This is a genomic window from bacterium (assembly GCA_016700035.1).
Taxonomy (GTDB): domain Bacteria; phylum Patescibacteriota; class Saccharimonadia; order CAILAD01.
Map to the genome: position 1 here is coordinate 39,086 of CP064998.1, position 14,957 is coordinate 54,042.

The following is a 14,957-nucleotide window of genomic DNA, read 5'->3' on the forward strand; positions in this document are numbered from 1 at the left end:
ATTAATGAAATATAGGGAGATTTAAATTATGGCAAAAGATATTATTCACGCAGAAGATGCACGCAAAAAGCTAAAAGATGGTGTAGATAAGCTCGCTAACACTGTTAAAACGACGCTTGGTCCAAAGGGCCGTAATGTAGTTTTACAAAAGAGCTACGGTAGTCCGTTGGTTACTAATGATGGAGTTACGATTGCCAAAGAAATTGAATTAGAAGACGCCTTCGAGAACATGGGTGCTCAAGTGGTACGCGAAGTTGCCTCCAAGACCAACGATATGGCTGGTGATGGTACAACTACTGCAACAGTTTTGGCTCAAGCCATCATGGAAGAAGGCGTAAAAAACGTTGCAGCTGGCGGAAACCCGATTGCTATTCGTCGTGGTATTGAAAAGGCTACTAAGCATGTGGTGGCTGACCTAAATGATATGGCTAAGCCAGTCAAGGGTAAGGAAGAGATTGCCAATGTGGCGACCATCTCAGCTGGTGATGAAGAAGTTGGTAAGCTGATTGCTGAAGTGATGGAAACTGTTGGTGAAGATGGTATTGTAACGGTTGAAGAGAGCCAGGGTATGGGCCTGGAAAAAGAAGTGGTTGAAGGTATGCAGTTTGATAAAGGCTACGTTTCTGCTTACATGGTAACTGATACGACTCGCATGGAAGCCGTTTATGAGAATGCGCCAATCCTGATAACCGATAAGAAAATTAGCTCCATTCAGGAGATTTTGCCACTTCTAGAAGCTCTAGCTCAAGAGGGTAAGAAAGATTTGGTAATTATCGCCGAAGAAGTTGAAGGCGAGGCGCTTACTACTCTTATCTTAAATAAGCTACGCGGTACATTTAACGCACTCGCCATTAAGGCTCCAGCCTTTGGTGACCGTCGCAAGGCCATGCTTGAGGATATTGCTATTCTTACTGGTGGCCAGGTAATCACCGAAGAAGTTGGTCTCAAGCTAGAGGATGCCACGGTTGAAATGCTGGGTGAGGCGCGTAAAGTGATTGCCACCAAGGACAACACTACAGTTGTAGAAGGCAAGGGTTCCGAAGGGCAAATCAAGGAGCGTACCGCCCAGATTAAGGCCCAAATCAAAGAAACTACCAGCGAGTATGAACTTGAAAAACTTCAGGAGCGAGTAGCTAAGCTCGAGGCCGGTGTGGCGGTTATTAAGGTAGGGGCAGCCAGCGAGGTAGAGCTCAAGGAGAAGAAGTTGCGCATTGAAGACGCCATTAACTCCACTAAGGCGGCAGTGGCTGAAGGAATTGTGCCTGGTGGTGGTGCAGCGCTGGTTAAGATTGCGCGGTCGCTAGAAAAGATGAAAGTTGATGACTCGGAAGAGCAGGTTGGTGTTAAGATTGTTGCCAAAGCCCTCGAGGCACCACTGCGTCAGATTGCTGCTAACGCTGGCATTTCAGATGTAGCGGTAATTCTGGAAGCGGTGTCAAAGTCTGACAACATTGGTTGGAACTTTGCTAAAAATGAGCAAACCGACATGATTAAAGAGGGTATTATTGACCCAGTCCGCGTGACTAAGTCGGCATTGGTAAATGCAACTTCGGCGGTGTCGATGCTACTTACAACGGAAGCTGCAGTGGTTGATATTCCAGAAAAGGAAGCGCCAGCCGGTGGTGGTATGCCGGGTGGAATGCCTGATATGGGCGGAATGATGTAGCAAATACATCGCTTAATCTAAAAAGAGCCTCGTACTGGAGGCTCTTTTTAGTAAATAAAAGTAGTACGGCCCCTGACTAGGTCAGGGGCCGTTAAAGCACAATGGAAGAGACTCACCGCGCTACGAGGAGCTGGTAGGCTCCTTCACCGTAGTGGCGATCGAGCAACCACTTCCAGGCAGCGTCCAGGTTACGCCTGGGAATCGGACACTCCCGATCGTTCCACTGCTTGGGGAACACTTCGTCGGGTTCGCCGTACAAGTCGGTGATGGTCTGGCGAGCCTTGATGAGGGCGCGCTCACGCGTATCCTCATCCAGCGACTTGTCGAACGCGACATCCGCGCAGAGGAAGAACACCGGCTTAGCGCCGTCATCCCATTGGTCGGGGTCACCACCGACTTCGGACATGTGCGTGTCGAAACCGGTGTGCCAGATCTTCATCACCATCTCCCAGGCGTGGAAGCGGAGAACGGAAGAGTTTTGGTCGTTCTCGAGAATGTCGAGAGCGGCACGCATTCTCTGGCGCATCGTCTCATATGCGAGCGCAGTGACTGTCGATATGACATCGGTCATACCGGTTGCAGAGTCGAGGATGGCATCGATCTCGTCGAAACCGGCCTCTCGTGCGTCCCACATGCGACCCGTGAGCGCATCGCAGAAGAATGGCTCACGCTCGGTGAGCGCCTGCACGATGTCCTGGAGGACACCTGGTAGGCCGATGGCTTTGAACGCTTTGTCGAAACCCTGACTCGCGATGAGTTCGGATAGCGACATGACGTCGGGGTTGGGCATGGGGAACGACTCCGTGGGGAGAGTCGCGGTTCTGGTTGTGCTGTGAAGGTTCATATATATATGATATCATAAATATTTATAAATGTCAATAAAAAAAAATAAATACCCCGAGGGTGAGCTCGGAGTGGATAGATCAAGCTTTAGCTTCCGTGAAGACGTCAGCGATGATGTCGGCAGCCATCTTTTGATGGTGAAGTCCACCATAGGTCTCAGCGAGAGCCTGGAGTCGAGGGGTCTGCGCTCGGGCGAAGTCTCGCTCGCCGTTGCAGCCCTCTAGGCTCAGCCGGTGCTCGATAATGGCTTTCAGGAAGTGCAGTAGGTTGTAGAGTTCGTAGTGGCGATTGTCGGAGCGTTGCAGGAGAACATCGGCTGTGCCGAATAGCTCGAGTGCTTCTGTGACATTGGCTTGCGCAAGCAAGATACGAGCCTTGAAGCCCAGGCTGGCACCAAGTTCAGCGAGGTTGGTACGCCTTGTTATCGATAGCGAAACTTCAATTATTTCCAGCGCACGTTCAAAGTCTTCATTGATCATATCACCACGTGAGCAATCACGCAGAATTGCGGCGTGTTGGTCTAGATACTGTACAGTATCTAGTGCTAGCTCAAAGTGCTGATTAGCCCCTGCGTAATCATTTGTACCGAGTAGCGCAACTCCCCACATGTGGTGAAGCGTCGTCTTATTAGCAGTAGAGATCTCTTCATTGGAAGCGGCGGCGATTGCATACAGCGCGATTGCCAGATCGTAATCACCTTGGATACGCGCTTGTTCGGCTGCTTCGAAAATTTCTTGGTATCCCTTCATTTCACCTCGATTCGGTAGTAGGTACGAATGAGTAATATTTTACCATAATTGTTTAAATTTGTAAATAATAACCTCCAGATTATATTATGGTTATTAGGTGGAGATATTCGTTAGTGGGTCAGATAGACGCTTATTAAGCATATCTACGGTTGTCAGTCTGTCGCCAAGAAATCGTTGATGAGAGCTTTTTATGATACGCTTATGGTTATGGAAAAGGCGCATAGTCCCAAAAACCCAGAAATACAGGAGAGATCCGAATATAAGCTCCTAACGGCTGAGAATTATCTAGATTTAATTACTAACCGGCAAGGAGTTATGGCGACCGAGACGATTGCTAGGGGTGACTCTGAAGGTATGCGAGCTAAATACGTGTATAACACCGAGCGACTCATTGACACTATTCGCCATGGTTTTGCCGACGAAGGCGGACCCCAGCATGACTCGGCTGACACTGTGTTTTATCTGGATAAGTCGGCTCGACCGGTGTATTGGTTAACTGATGCGATGTGGGAGGTTTTCCCGGAGGATGGCGCCCAAAAGCCAGATACTCATTTTTTAAATTTGCACGCCAATGAAGGGCCAGCCGGCGGTCGTCCAACCCGTGAGGAGATGATTCGACAGGTTGAGGAGGGGGTTTACGATACTTACATTGCAACTATGCGTCAGGTTTATCCAGATATGGCGGGTAAAAACCTGTTGGTGATTGATGAGGTGAGTGTGAGTGGCTCGACTGAAGAGCTGGCTTATCAGATATTTAGACGAGCTTTTCCGGATGCCCACATTAAGTCGGCTGCCTGGATGCAAGCTGGACGGCGGGAGGATCGACGGGGGAATACTTATCCGGCTGAAATTCCGGTTTGGTATAAAAAGGCTTCCGACTCTGGTCGTGGTGTATCTGGCGTAAATCCGGAAAAGTCACTTAGCTCAGATAGTAGTGCTCAGCGGGCTGGGGCCGAAATATTGTCCACTCGTCCCGACACGCCAGATTTGGAGGCGGGGCAGTTGCGGCGCGAAATCCGCCAGATGGCTCGTGATGTGCTATCTGGCAAGCAAAGTATTATACCGGCTCACGATGTGGATGACACTAGATATGCGGAGTTCAAAATTCGATCGGTAGGAGATAGTGCCCCGACAGAGAAAAGATCACTGTTTAGTTAAAAAACTTGTTATTAATTATTGACAAAAACATCATAATTTGCTATACTGTAACGACTTGCTTATCTTGAAATAGGCAGGTTGTTATTTGACAAAGTGTTTGGAAATTAGGTCTCCGGTTACCTGCAGTCTACTTAGTTAGGCGAGGGTAGCAGGAATCCGGAGACCACGTTGGTTTTCGGTTCAACCGTCCGAGGAGGACATATTAAATGACCGTCACCGACACCACGACCGAGACAACCACGACTCCCGCCCGGGAGTTCACCGCGCCGCATCTCCACGAGCCGCTGGCGAGCCTCTTCTCTCGCGAGGAGATCTTCGTCAGCGTCTACCAGGCTCAGGCTTGGATCGAGCAGTTCGGCGCCGAGGTCCTGCGGGACCAGGCGCTGGAGGCGGTGACCAACCTCTTGGGCGCCAGCTCCGAAGAGCGCCGCAACCGCGGCCAGCTCATCCTGGAGCGGGCCATCTTGGCTCAGGCAGCCTGGTTGCAGCTCTTCGAGCTGATGGCGCCCTGTGGGCGCATCGATCAGCTCAAGCGCCTCACCAGCGCCGTGCGCGACAAGGACTCCTCCCCGGAGGAGCACCGCGCCGCTCGCGAGGCAGCCCTCGAGGCCTTCGAGGAGTTCTCGGCGCGCCGCCAGGTGGCCGACGAGCTGATCGGCGACATCGTCGAGCTGGCCCGCGAGGAGACCTTCATCTTCTCGGCGCGCGCTGGTTCCATCATCGGTAACCGCGGCCAGGCCATGGGCCTGTTCGATTGGCAGGTCGAGTGCCTCAACCAGGTGCTGGCCGGCGACGGCTACCGCGTGGCGGTCAAGTCGCTCAGCCTCACGGCGGAGCGACTTGATCTGCTGAGCCGCATCTTCTTCGGTGAGACCACCAAGCCTTCGGGTAACGGTGGCGGCAAGCCGAAGGGGCGCTCGGCCAGCAGGGTCGCAAAGTCCGAGAGGGACAAGGCGATCCGGGCTGCAATGCAGCAGCCCAAGGGCGCCAAGCCCCAGAAGGGGCGACGCGGCTGATTCCTGCTAGGCGCTACCGAGGGGCTGGGAGCCGTGGTCAACTGTGATCACAAGGGTGCCTCTTGTACCTGCTCCCGGCCCCTCAAGGCCTCTAACCAAACACTTTGTCCCTTCTTAAGAAAATTTGTTATGATTATATTCTACGAAAGTTCTTAAGAGGGCGAGTATCACGGCATTATGTGTCGTGCGACACGTTCTCTTTTTGTCCCCAGTACCTACAAACACAGAAGAGAGAGGAGGGAGAGTCATGGACTTTCCCAGCACCCCCAATCACAATCTGCCAGCCCGGTTGAGCGACCGGGAGACTGCAAGCCGTTACAGCAACGGCTTGGTCCGCGTCGTCGAGGACGGCGAGCTCCACTTCGTGGTTGGTCAGCGCCGAGTGCTAGATGCCATCTTTGGTGGCCACATCCAGACTGCTGCTAGCCAGATCTGTCTGGCAGCCGAGTCTCGCCTGGACCGCCAGGCAGAGGCCATCCACCCGCTCCACCTGTTGGACTGGGTGGTGCAGCGCGCAGATGTCATCGACGGCCTGCGCACCACGCTGGCCTTCTCGGCGGTGTGGAACGCACCAGCTGCCTCGATTGCCGACTGGTGGCGCTGGATGCTTCCGGTGCGTACTTGTCGAGTACCGATGACCGAAGTTGACTACTACGACTTCATGCAGGTCGTGGGTCAACTTCAGGCGCATCGCGATGATGTGCGCACTTTGATGGTGGACAAGTTCCGCCAGCCCGTCACTGTCTGATCAGCCAAGAAAGGGGGGCTATGCCCACAGCCCGACCGACCACTCGACCCTGTCCGTTCGAGCCGGACTACTTCGCGGAGCTCGCCACGAGCCTTGCGAAGCCGTTCGCCGACGAGCAGTTCGCCGATCCGCCGGTGCGCCAGAACAGGCGCTGGCGGACGTGGGGACCGCTCAAGGAGGAGGGGTACCGCACCTACTGGTGGACGGGGCACCTCTCGCCCCACAATCTGGGCCGTAAACCGACTCACCGGAAGTAGAACCGGCTAAATCTACACCTGGCCTTCACTGACCTTAATATCAGTGAGGGCCTTCTTCTTTTATTAAAAAACCGGTAGACATTGCTGTCTACCGGTAGTGAGCTCGAGCTCAGGCGATGGTGGTCGCTGGGTCGAGGTGGCGAGCTTGATACTGCCGGTCCATCTCATCACGCTCGGGGAGCGATTCGGGATCAACCTCGGCAATCAGCCGGCGCAACTCACGGTACTGGGGGATGGCTTCGCCACGCCAGTCGCCAGCTTCGGCGCGGACGTCGATGTAGCGCACCATGCGAATGAGTCGTCGGTGGGTGCTTTCGTTGACTTCGCCGTAGTCGAGCTTGATCTGCATGAAGCAGGCTGATGCGAACGGGATGACGTGTGTGCACAAGGCCTGCCAGGGCTCAGGGTTGTTCTCCACCTCTCGATTGAGGAGGGCGAGGGGCTGGGCTCGCCGTCCGGCGAACATGGAGTCGGTACGAACTCGTACCTGCTTTTGCCACTCTGATAGGGTCATGGGGGTCCGTTGGGGCACGGTCCACCTCTTTCTTTAGTAGGTACTTTTGCTGTACGGCGATTAGGCCGATATGCGATATGTTACAATGTGTTGACGTTTTTTGCAATACTCAGATCACCTCTGTTCGACAGATTGCCAAAAAAAAGCCATAATTAAGCTATGAAAGACTTTGAAAACCTCGAAAAACTTGATCAACACCATATTTTTGATTCGGTTGATGACCAGCCGAATCACTTAAGGCTCAATTTTGCCGACTCGATGACGGATGATGTTATACCTAGCTGGGGAGAGGGGTTGGAAAATATTGTTATAGCTGGCATGGGCGGCTCGGCCTTAGCTGGGGATATGGCTAAGAATTGGCTTGGCTCACGTTTGGCGCTTCCTTTGGAGATAGTGCGAGGCTATGATGTGCCAGAATATGTTGGTCCAACTACTTTGTTTGTTGCCTCGAGCTTCTCTGGCAATACGGAGGAAACTCTGTCGGCACTGGAGCAAGCCGAGAAGCGGTCGGCGCGTATTATTATAATGACAGCTGGTGGAAGGCTTTTAGAAATTGCTCGCTCTAAAAAATATCTTACTTTGGAGTTACCTCAAGTGTCGCAACCGCGTCTGTCGCCCTTTGCCGGTCTTAAGGCCTTAGTTTGTGTATTTTCAGACCTGGGCTGGATTGGTGAGATGGATGTTCGGCGCGAGCTTTTAGACACGGCGAATTGGTTGGATGTCGAAAAGTCGCAGTTGAGTTTAGATAATTTACAAGAAGATAATGTGGCTTTGGCGCTGGCTCGCCATCTCCATGGCCAAGTGGGGCTAGTTTATGCTGGTCCTGCCCTACGTTCGGCGGCCTACAAATGGAAGATTGATATTAACGAAAATGCCAAACAGTTGGCTTTTTGTAACGTTTATCCGGAGCTGAATCACAATGAATATCAGGGGTGGATATTTCCAGAGAAGAAACATTTGGCGGTGGTGCAACTGCAGTCCAGTCTGGATCATGCTCGAGTTCAGAAGCGTTTTACGGTAACGCAGGACACCTTAAAAGAGCATGGTTTTGAGCCAATTGTGGTACATGCCAAGGGACAAACCCATATTCAGCAACTGCTTTGGATGATTATACTTGGCGACTATGTATCGTCTTATCTGGGTATTCTTAATGGTATTGACCCAACACCGGTAGATTTGGTTGAGAGGTTCAAACAGCAACTTGGATAGGTGCAGATATGAACAAGGCGTTGCGGTATCGGCTTAAGATAGTTGCAATATGTCTGGGGGTGGCATTTAGTGCTGGATTGGGTGCATATATTTGGTGCTATGTGCTTGGCAACTGTTCGGGTGAGTGTATTGTGATTGGTCAAGATGTTGACTCGGTTTGCTTGCATACTGCAATTCGGTTTGGCTTAGCGGTCCTGGCAGCCTGCACGGTGGGCTATAGGGTGTGGGTGTTTTTTCGCTACAAATAATATGCTTCATATTAATACTTGAAATATATCTGAAAACATAGTATAATTTGTTTTCGTAATCGTACCTCGATAGTATGAGTACTTCACTCTTATGGGAGGTGAGTATGTCTGCGCAGGCAATTGTGGCCGTTGACGGCCCCAATGTAGCAGTCTCGCTAGAGAAGCTGCATGGGTTGGATGCTGCGATTGACTACCGACGCCTGCGAGAGACGTTGTGGCGCGATGCGGTGGCTAGGCTTAACACAGCCGAGCTTCCTTACTCGACCACGGTGTTTTTGCAGGATCGCTCGAAAGGCAATCTGGAAAGTCTCAGTCAAGCCAGCTTTGAGTGTTGCTTGAAGCAGTCTGGCTGGCAAATCCAGAAGAAGGCTCGAGTTGAGTATCCGCCTGAGCTAAATGTGGTGTATGGCGATCTTGAAAACGCTCTTACCACCAATGGTTTTCGAGCTGCCGAGCGAGTTCGGCGAGCATTGCGGGAGCTGGCGGGAGCCCGTCAGGACCCCTGGGGTGGTTTGCCCGGTAACGCCAAGCAAGATCTGCGTGATAATGTGCGTGAGCTAGTGAAGGTGTACGGCGAACATTATCGGCTTGCCACGCGCATGATACTGCGATTGGTGCTACCAATCTTGATAGTTGGCGGAAAGTTTGCTTGGGCTCGAAAGATACTGGAACGCATACTAGTGGAGGCCTGGGTGCAGATCTCTGAGGCCGAGCAGGGCCAGGAGGGCTATGTATTTGGTGCACGCGATGCGCTGGCTTGTGCCTTGGTGAGTAGTCTGGATTGGCCAGATAAGTCGCCAGATGTTGATTTGACCCTGATGGACAATCAGGAGCTGATCAAACTCGCTCGCTCGGCGCGGAATTACTTGCGCCAACAGCGTGAAGAATTGCACCGAGCCGGAGACATAGACGACCTACTCTCTGGTTGGGTACGTGATATGGTGAGGCCCGACATGCAACACAGGGCTGAATTGCCGGCAGTTGTGTATCTGGTGGGTAATGACTACCGCAATCACTTGGTGCTAGCTGAGCGGATGCAACGCTACGGTGCTCAGGTGGTACTAGTGCTCTTACAGCGCCATCTTGTTCGAGCCAGCCCTGAAACAATCGCTCAAGTACAGAGTTACCAGACTATTTGGCTGGAAAACTTTATTGAGTGGGGTAGTGAGGGTTGTACAGCCGCATGAACACCCGGCTTCGTCTAGGGATAGTACGAAGCCGGGCTTTTGTTTCTCTGGAAAAACCATCTTATTTTAGATATAATCACACCGCACGGAGAGATGTCCGAGTGGCTGAAGGAGCACGCTTGGAAAGCGTGTGTGCGGGTAACCGTACCGAGGGTTCGAATCCCTCTCTCTCCGCCATTACTAAAATAGGACCAGATTGGTCCTGTTTTAGTAATGATGTGCAAGGATGAGAACCCGTAGCCCGAAGAGTAGGGTTCGATCATAAGCTGCACGCACAGGAGTTTATTCCGAGCATGCAGCGCAATGAGTAGCGAAGCGTTTATTCCTCTCTCCCTCTCTCCACCATTTTTAATTAATGATACCCAATATTACAGTGCTTGGTTAAATAAGAATTAATTACCTCCACGAGAAGCTAGTCTCATGGAGGTTCATATCCCGCCTGAGGATGGGGGATCTATCGAGTGATTGCGATGAGTAGTCCAGCTAAGACAAGCCCAATCATGATGCCCATCCAGATGTACAGGAGAATCTCGAAGCCCCCACCTTCTTTCCAGAATGGATCTTCCTCACTCATATTTGAAGTAGTACTGGCCACCTTAGATCCACTCAAGATCGCAGCAATCCTTGGATTATTCAGGGCGTCCTCCCATGATGACGACCTTGGGGGAATTGATACCAAGCGTGGTGCCGGCACTGTCTGCGGTGCTGGAGCCGGCTTACCGCTACGCGGATGAGCTTGGCTCGTTGACGTGACAGTCGGAGTGGTGACACTCGGGTTGGTGCTAGAAGGGTGAGTGTAATAGGCCGCTTCTGCTGCCTGTCGCCGTTGCATGTCCTGCAACATGGTTGCTTCTGCTTGGAGTTGCCAGGCAACATCTTGGGCCATACGATCGCCGCCCATCCGCTGCGCTTCGAGCAGCTCATGGTTGACTCTGTTATACCCAAGAAAGTCAGCTGCTTGCTGGGCACTATAGGCGCTCTCTCGTTCTAGTGGGTTGATTGCCCACGGGTTGGGATCCATATATGGATGCTGTGGGTGCATGCCACCTCTTTTCGGGTTTGAAGGTGCGAGTATTGGCTATACAGTACAATATTTAATGTTATTTATCAATACTAGAATTTGTACATTAATACATAATCTATTGAGCTTTTAGAAATTGACTAAAATAGAGCTTAGCGGTTTATTTTCGCGCGTGCCTGAGCCAATGTAGCAACTCGACTGAGGGCGATGACACTAGCCAGGTAGATAACACCCGAAATGCAGGCGTGTGATAGGGATGTGGTTTGACCAAGTGCCAGTATTGCACCAGTGGCAAGGGTGGCGATGGTGCTGATATTGGCCGCTAATTGTAGTCTTGAATTTTGTGAAAATATCCGACCAGCAAAGAGGCCGATACTGGCGGTTGCAATAATGATGTGGACAAGTAGCATATTTCTTTTTCCGTTTACTTACACCTAGTCTACCAAGACGCTTAGGCTAGCGCAAAACATGCAACTGCGCCACAATAGATATATGACTAAAAAACCCAACTCCGAAGCTGTAAATTGGAATTTAGATGACATCTTGCCAGAGCATGAGTTTGATCAGCTTTATAAAGAAATTGAAATTGACATGAAGCGCTACACCGACTGGCAAAGACGCCTCACCCCAGATATGGCGGAGGCAGATTTTCAAGCTTATTTTAGCTGGAATTTTGCACTTTCTGAGAAAATGGCGCGGTTATATACTCGACCAAGCTTAGCGGAGTCGATAGACAGTAAATCGGCTGAGGCTCGGCACAATAAGCCCAGAGCACTGGATTTGGCCGTTCGCTTACAGGAGTTGGCGCGACCAGTTTCGATGTGGTTAAAGGGTAAGGCGGTGGACGGCATGCAGGTGTTGGACGATGTGAATGCCAGGCGGTTATTTGCGTGTGTTGAAGGTATGGAATATACGCTAACCTATGCGCGAGAGATGGCTCGCCACACGCTTTCTCAAGCTGAAGAATCGATCATCAGCCATAAAGACGCAACGGGCACCAGCGCGCTGACTGATTTGCGCGATATGATTGAGACGGATTTTACGTATGAGCTAGAAATTGACGGTAAAAAAGAAGCTTATGAAACTTCAGAAGAGCTAAAATCAGGAATTTATTCTAGCGATGCGGTTCGACGAGAGGCGACATACAAGGCATTGTTTGCGCCCTATGTGCGTGATGAGGATAAGTTTTTTAAGATCTACCAGTCGGTTGTGAAAGACTGGGCGTATGAGGCTGATTTGCGGGGCTATTCTAGTCCAATTGGTATGCGTAATGCCGCTAATCAGGTGTCGGATAAGGCAATTGAAGCCTTGATGAAAGTTTGCGAGGAGGAGAGAGGGGTATATCATGACTTTTTCCGTTGGAAAGCTGGTGAGTTAGGCTTAAAAAAGCTCCAACGCTACGATTTATACGCTCCTCTAACCGAAACTAAAGCCGAGTACAGCTACGATGACGCTAAAGCTTTGGTACTAGATAGTTTTGAACGGTATTCGGCAGATTTTGCCTCTAAAGCTCGCCAAATTCTCGAAGAGTGCCACATCGACTCTCATCCCGCGTCAACCAAGCGTAGTGGGGCTTTTTGTGCCGCCATAACTCCTTCGATGACGCCGTATGTGATGACGAATTTTGCTGGTAAAAGTCGTGATGTATCGACTCTTGCTCATGAACTGGGCCACGGTGTGCATGACATTTACGCTGGTCATTTACCAATCGGTTCGCATCACCCAAACCTACCACTGGCTGAGACGGCTTCAACTTTTGGCGAGATGTTGTTATTTGAGGCATTACTTAATAAAACCAGCGATCCAAATGAGAAAAAAACACTAGTAGCTGAAAAATTAGCCGATAGTTATGCTACAATTTCGCGTCAAAATTATTTTGTAAAGTTTGAGATAGATGCCCATAAAGCTATTCCAGATGGCGCAAGCCTAGAGGATATTCAAAAACTCTGGTTTGCTGGTTTACAGGAGCAGTTTGGCGATGCGGTGGAGATTGACGAGATTTTTCGGCATGAATGGGCCTATATTCCACACATTGTACATACGCCGTTTTATTGTTACGCCTATAATTTTGGTGAGCTGTTGAGCCTCTCGCTATATGCGCGGTATAAGCAGGAGGGGGAGAGCTTTGTTCCAAAGGTTGAGGCAATTTTAGCTTCGGGCGGTTCGCGCGATCCAAAGCTTGTACTCGAAGAGGTGGGTATAGATTATGAGAGCGAAGACTTTTGGCGCGGTGGGTTTGACATTATCCGCAGCTGGATGGAGGAGTTAAAGAGTTAGGCTGGGATTATAAATAAAAAATAGGTGGGAAGAAATGAATCTTCCCACCCGATTGACTGTTGCGACGAGGTCAGCAACCAGTGCCGTTCCAGGGTGACTTACCGACGTTGCGGAGAGTCCACATGGCGACAGCATCCTGTACGTGCGGTGGTGCATCCTTGGCTCGAGCATAGCCAGCATAGCCAGCGCGAGCCGACACGGTGCGCCAGGTGCTGTTCAGGAACTGGTAGGCACCAGAGGCGGTACTGACTGGGTTCTGGGCTCGATAGCCGTTGATGTGCGGAGCAGGCCCACGATCAGACTCATGGTGACGCACACAGGTGAGGAACGGATGGTTCTGAACTGATGCGTGCTCGCCATGGATACGTCTGACCAGAGCGATTTCTTCAGGGGTGCAGCTTGCAAGTACAGCTACGCCCAGAGCCACGATCATGATGACGATGGCTCGATGGGTGTTTTTTGGGGGGTGCATGGATTTCTCCAGAGGTACGCGAAAGCCTTAGGGGGTTAGGCTCTCTCTTGTGGTGTCGTCAGCTTGTGAGCTATCCTTACCACGCCTCGAAGGTGTCTACGGCGTGACTAAGCTCAAGGTCTCAGCTTCGCAAATTGGCGTGCGCTCTTAGTTTGAGGCACTCTTTGCGGAGTTCAGACTGGTTTGACAACCTGCATATACTAACATAAAACGAGTGTCGATGCAAGCTTAGTCCTCATACTGTCGGCTATTGCGGCAAAAATAGGTGGTGGCTACAGTAATGATTACTAGGAGTATGATGGCCAGACTGTTGTATGTAATGGCGGTATCAAAAAATGAGGCAAAAAACTGCGTAAAATATAGACCCATACTAACTAGGGCAATTAAGGCGCTAAATAGTAGTTTGAGGTTTTTGTGTCGGAGCTCGCGATGTAGTATTGAAAAGTTTGATTGTGAATAGAAAAATAGCCCACAGCTTGTAACAGCAATGGTGGCTAGTCGCAAAAACTCATCTGATGTGATGGCGCCAATTACTAATGGGGTGGCAATGATAAACAGATAGAGTCCAAAAAATTCCAACAGACTATTGGCATATACAAGGTATTTTCGGACTAGCTTTGGTTTGCGCTTTGATACTTCGATACCGGCATTGGAGTAGATGGAGGCAGAAAAAATAAAACTAAAAGTAGAAATTATTAAAAATAAGAGCGGAATACGAATTGATGGATCAAAAGATTTATACTGCGAGATGATGACACCAGCAAAAAACAGTGTAACTGCGCTCATAAAAGAAGAAAATGTAACACCAACAGATATTTCCCAGTTATGATTATCGAGCTCTTGGTCTAGAGTGAGTGGCGTGCGAGAGCGAGGCATTTTAGAATTCACCACCTGCACCACAGTAGTTCACTAGATCCCAGTGACACCATCCCCAACGCGGATGATCTACGGCATCACGGAGGGCTAGCACATTATAGTAGGGGTCATTCCAGGGGCCTTTTAGGAAGAGTCTTTGCAGGGTTGATGAAAGCTGAGCACAGCCAGCGTACTGACTACCAGGTCGGCGAGCATTGGGGTTGTTGGTAGATTCGCGGAATACTACTTTGACAGCTCGAGGGTAGTCGATACGATCTTGGAAGATGTAGTCGACTGCTTCACGGCAGTTAGAGAAGGATTGATAGGGGAGATCTAGTACTACAACCGGAGCTGGAGCTTTGAGGGCGGCAATACGATCGGCACTTTCTTGGCAATCGCCATAAGCTGAGGTGGCAGGAGCAGCTTGTGAGCATACCTGGCGCATTGTTTCTAGATCGAGTTCAGAAGCGGCAGCAGTACTGTTTTTTGGTGTAGGAAGTGAAAATGCACTTACAACAAGAGCTAGCGAGAGAGTAGCTACTGTCATCAGTGCATGTGGCTTTTTTTGAGTATGTGAATGTGGGGTGTGCTTTTTGTGTTTCATGAGCGTCGATATTTATTACGACGCTATCTATTTTAGCATAACTGTGTTACTTTTTCAAGTATTCCGAAAAATCTAAAACTAAATACAAACCTTCTTTAATAAGCCTAGCGATTGGTCAGAGTGCTCGACAGCC

16 protein-coding genes and 1 tRNA gene are annotated in these 14,957 nt (G+C 50.4%); 9 read left to right on the top strand and 8 right to left on the bottom strand.

The features are described from left to right. The first annotated feature begins 28 nt into the window (after positions 1-28). On the top strand, positions 29-1,666 hold the full coding sequence (gene groL, locus IPM44_00220) for a chaperonin GroEL (protein ID QQS26997.1): 1,638 nt from the start codon (positions 29-31) through the stop codon (positions 1,664-1,666). 112 nt (positions 1,667-1,778) lie between these two features. Here groL and IPM44_00225 read toward each other — a convergent pair whose 3' ends face one another. Together IPM44_00225 and IPM44_00230 are read right to left on the bottom strand one after the other, a co-directional pair. After that, positions 1,779-2,456: a hypothetical protein gene (locus IPM44_00225; GenBank protein ID QQS26998.1), complete on the bottom strand. Its 678-nt coding sequence runs from the start codon at positions 2,454-2,456 to the stop codon at positions 1,779-1,781. A 133-nt stretch (positions 2,457-2,589) separates the two neighbouring features. Continuing rightward, a complete protein-coding gene (locus IPM44_00230; protein QQS26999.1) occupies positions 2,590-3,258 on the bottom strand; it encodes a hypothetical protein in 669 nt (222 codons plus the stop codon). Positions 3,259-3,435: 177 nt separating this feature from the next. Between IPM44_00230 and IPM44_00235 the strand changes: the two genes are divergently transcribed. The 3 genes from IPM44_00235 to IPM44_00245 all read left to right on the top strand — a co-directional run bounded on the left by IPM44_00235 (position 3,436) and on the right by IPM44_00245 (position 6,180). After that, complete coding sequence (locus IPM44_00235) at positions 3,436-4,416, top strand: hypothetical protein (protein QQS27000.1); 981 nt, start codon at positions 3,436-3,438, stop codon at positions 4,414-4,416. Between the two features lie 206 nt (positions 4,417-4,622). Next, positions 4,623-5,432, top strand: a complete 810-nt coding sequence (locus IPM44_00240) for a hypothetical protein (protein ID QQS27001.1) — start codon at positions 4,623-4,625, stop codon at positions 5,430-5,432. 247 nt (positions 5,433-5,679) lie between these two features. Then, on the top strand, positions 5,680-6,180 hold the full coding sequence (locus IPM44_00245) for a hypothetical protein (GenBank protein QQS27002.1): 501 nt from the start codon (positions 5,680-5,682) through the stop codon (positions 6,178-6,180). A gap of 366 nt (positions 6,181-6,546) precedes the next feature. On the opposite strand, the gene IPM44_00250 is transcribed toward IPM44_00245, so the two are convergent. Further along, entirely contained in the window at positions 6,547-6,903 is a 357-nt protein-coding gene (locus tag IPM44_00250; protein ID QQS27003.1) for a hypothetical protein, read from the bottom strand. Positions 6,904-7,110: 207 nt separating this feature from the next. On the opposite strand from IPM44_00250, the gene IPM44_00255 reads away from it, so the two are divergent. The 4 genes from IPM44_00255 (at position 7,111) to IPM44_00270 (ending at position 9,772) form a co-directional block, all read left to right on the top strand. Further along, positions 7,111-8,160: a bifunctional phosphoglucose/phosphomannose isomerase gene (locus IPM44_00255; GenBank protein QQS27004.1), complete on the top strand. Its 1,050-nt coding sequence runs from the start codon at positions 7,111-7,113 to the stop codon at positions 8,158-8,160. Between the two features lie 8 nt (positions 8,161-8,168). Beyond that, the gene (locus tag IPM44_00260; protein QQS27005.1) at positions 8,169-8,408 is read left to right on the top strand and encodes a hypothetical protein; all 240 of its coding nucleotides are present in this window, start codon (positions 8,169-8,171) and stop codon (positions 8,406-8,408) included. Positions 8,409-8,512: 104 nt separating this feature from the next. Then, the gene (locus IPM44_00265; protein ID QQS27006.1) at positions 8,513-9,595 is read left to right on the top strand and encodes a hypothetical protein; all 1,083 of its coding nucleotides are present in this window, start codon (positions 8,513-8,515) and stop codon (positions 9,593-9,595) included. Between the two features lie 87 nt (positions 9,596-9,682). Then, a tRNA-Ser gene (locus tag IPM44_00270) sits at positions 9,683-9,772 on the top strand. 277 nt (positions 9,773-10,049) lie between these two features. Here IPM44_00270 and IPM44_00275 read toward each other — a convergent pair. Both IPM44_00275 and IPM44_00280 read right to left on the bottom strand, forming a co-directional pair. Further along, entirely contained in the window at positions 10,050-10,637 is a 588-nt protein-coding gene (locus IPM44_00275) for a hypothetical protein (GenBank protein ID QQS27007.1), read from the bottom strand. A gap of 131 nt (positions 10,638-10,768) precedes the next feature. Then, positions 10,769-11,026 carry a hypothetical protein gene (locus IPM44_00280; protein QQS27008.1) on the bottom strand — a complete coding sequence of 86 codons (258 nt, stop codon included), beginning with the start codon at positions 11,024-11,026 and terminating at the stop codon, positions 10,769-10,771. A gap of 82 nt (positions 11,027-11,108) precedes the next feature. On the opposite strand from IPM44_00280, the gene IPM44_00285 reads away from it, so the two are divergent. Further along, a complete protein-coding gene (locus tag IPM44_00285) occupies positions 11,109-12,893 on the top strand; it encodes a M3 family oligoendopeptidase (protein ID QQS27009.1) in 1,785 nt (594 codons plus the stop codon). Between the two features lie 70 nt (positions 12,894-12,963). Here the strand turns inward: IPM44_00285 and IPM44_00290 are convergent, their stop codons facing one another. The 3 genes from IPM44_00290 to IPM44_00300 all read right to left on the bottom strand — a co-directional run bounded on the left by IPM44_00290 (position 12,964) and on the right by IPM44_00300 (position 14,824). Beyond that, complete coding sequence (locus IPM44_00290; protein QQS27010.1) at positions 12,964-13,365, bottom strand: transglycosylase family protein; 402 nt, start codon at positions 13,363-13,365, stop codon at positions 12,964-12,966. A 228-nt stretch (positions 13,366-13,593) separates the two neighbouring features. Then, positions 13,594-14,241, bottom strand: a complete 648-nt coding sequence (locus IPM44_00295; GenBank protein QQS27011.1) for a hypothetical protein — start codon at positions 14,239-14,241, stop codon at positions 13,594-13,596. A gap of 1 nt (position 14,242) precedes the next feature. Beyond that, a complete protein-coding gene (locus tag IPM44_00300) occupies positions 14,243-14,824 on the bottom strand; it encodes a hypothetical protein (GenBank protein ID QQS27012.1) in 582 nt (193 codons plus the stop codon). Positions 14,825-14,957 lie beyond the last annotated feature (133 nt).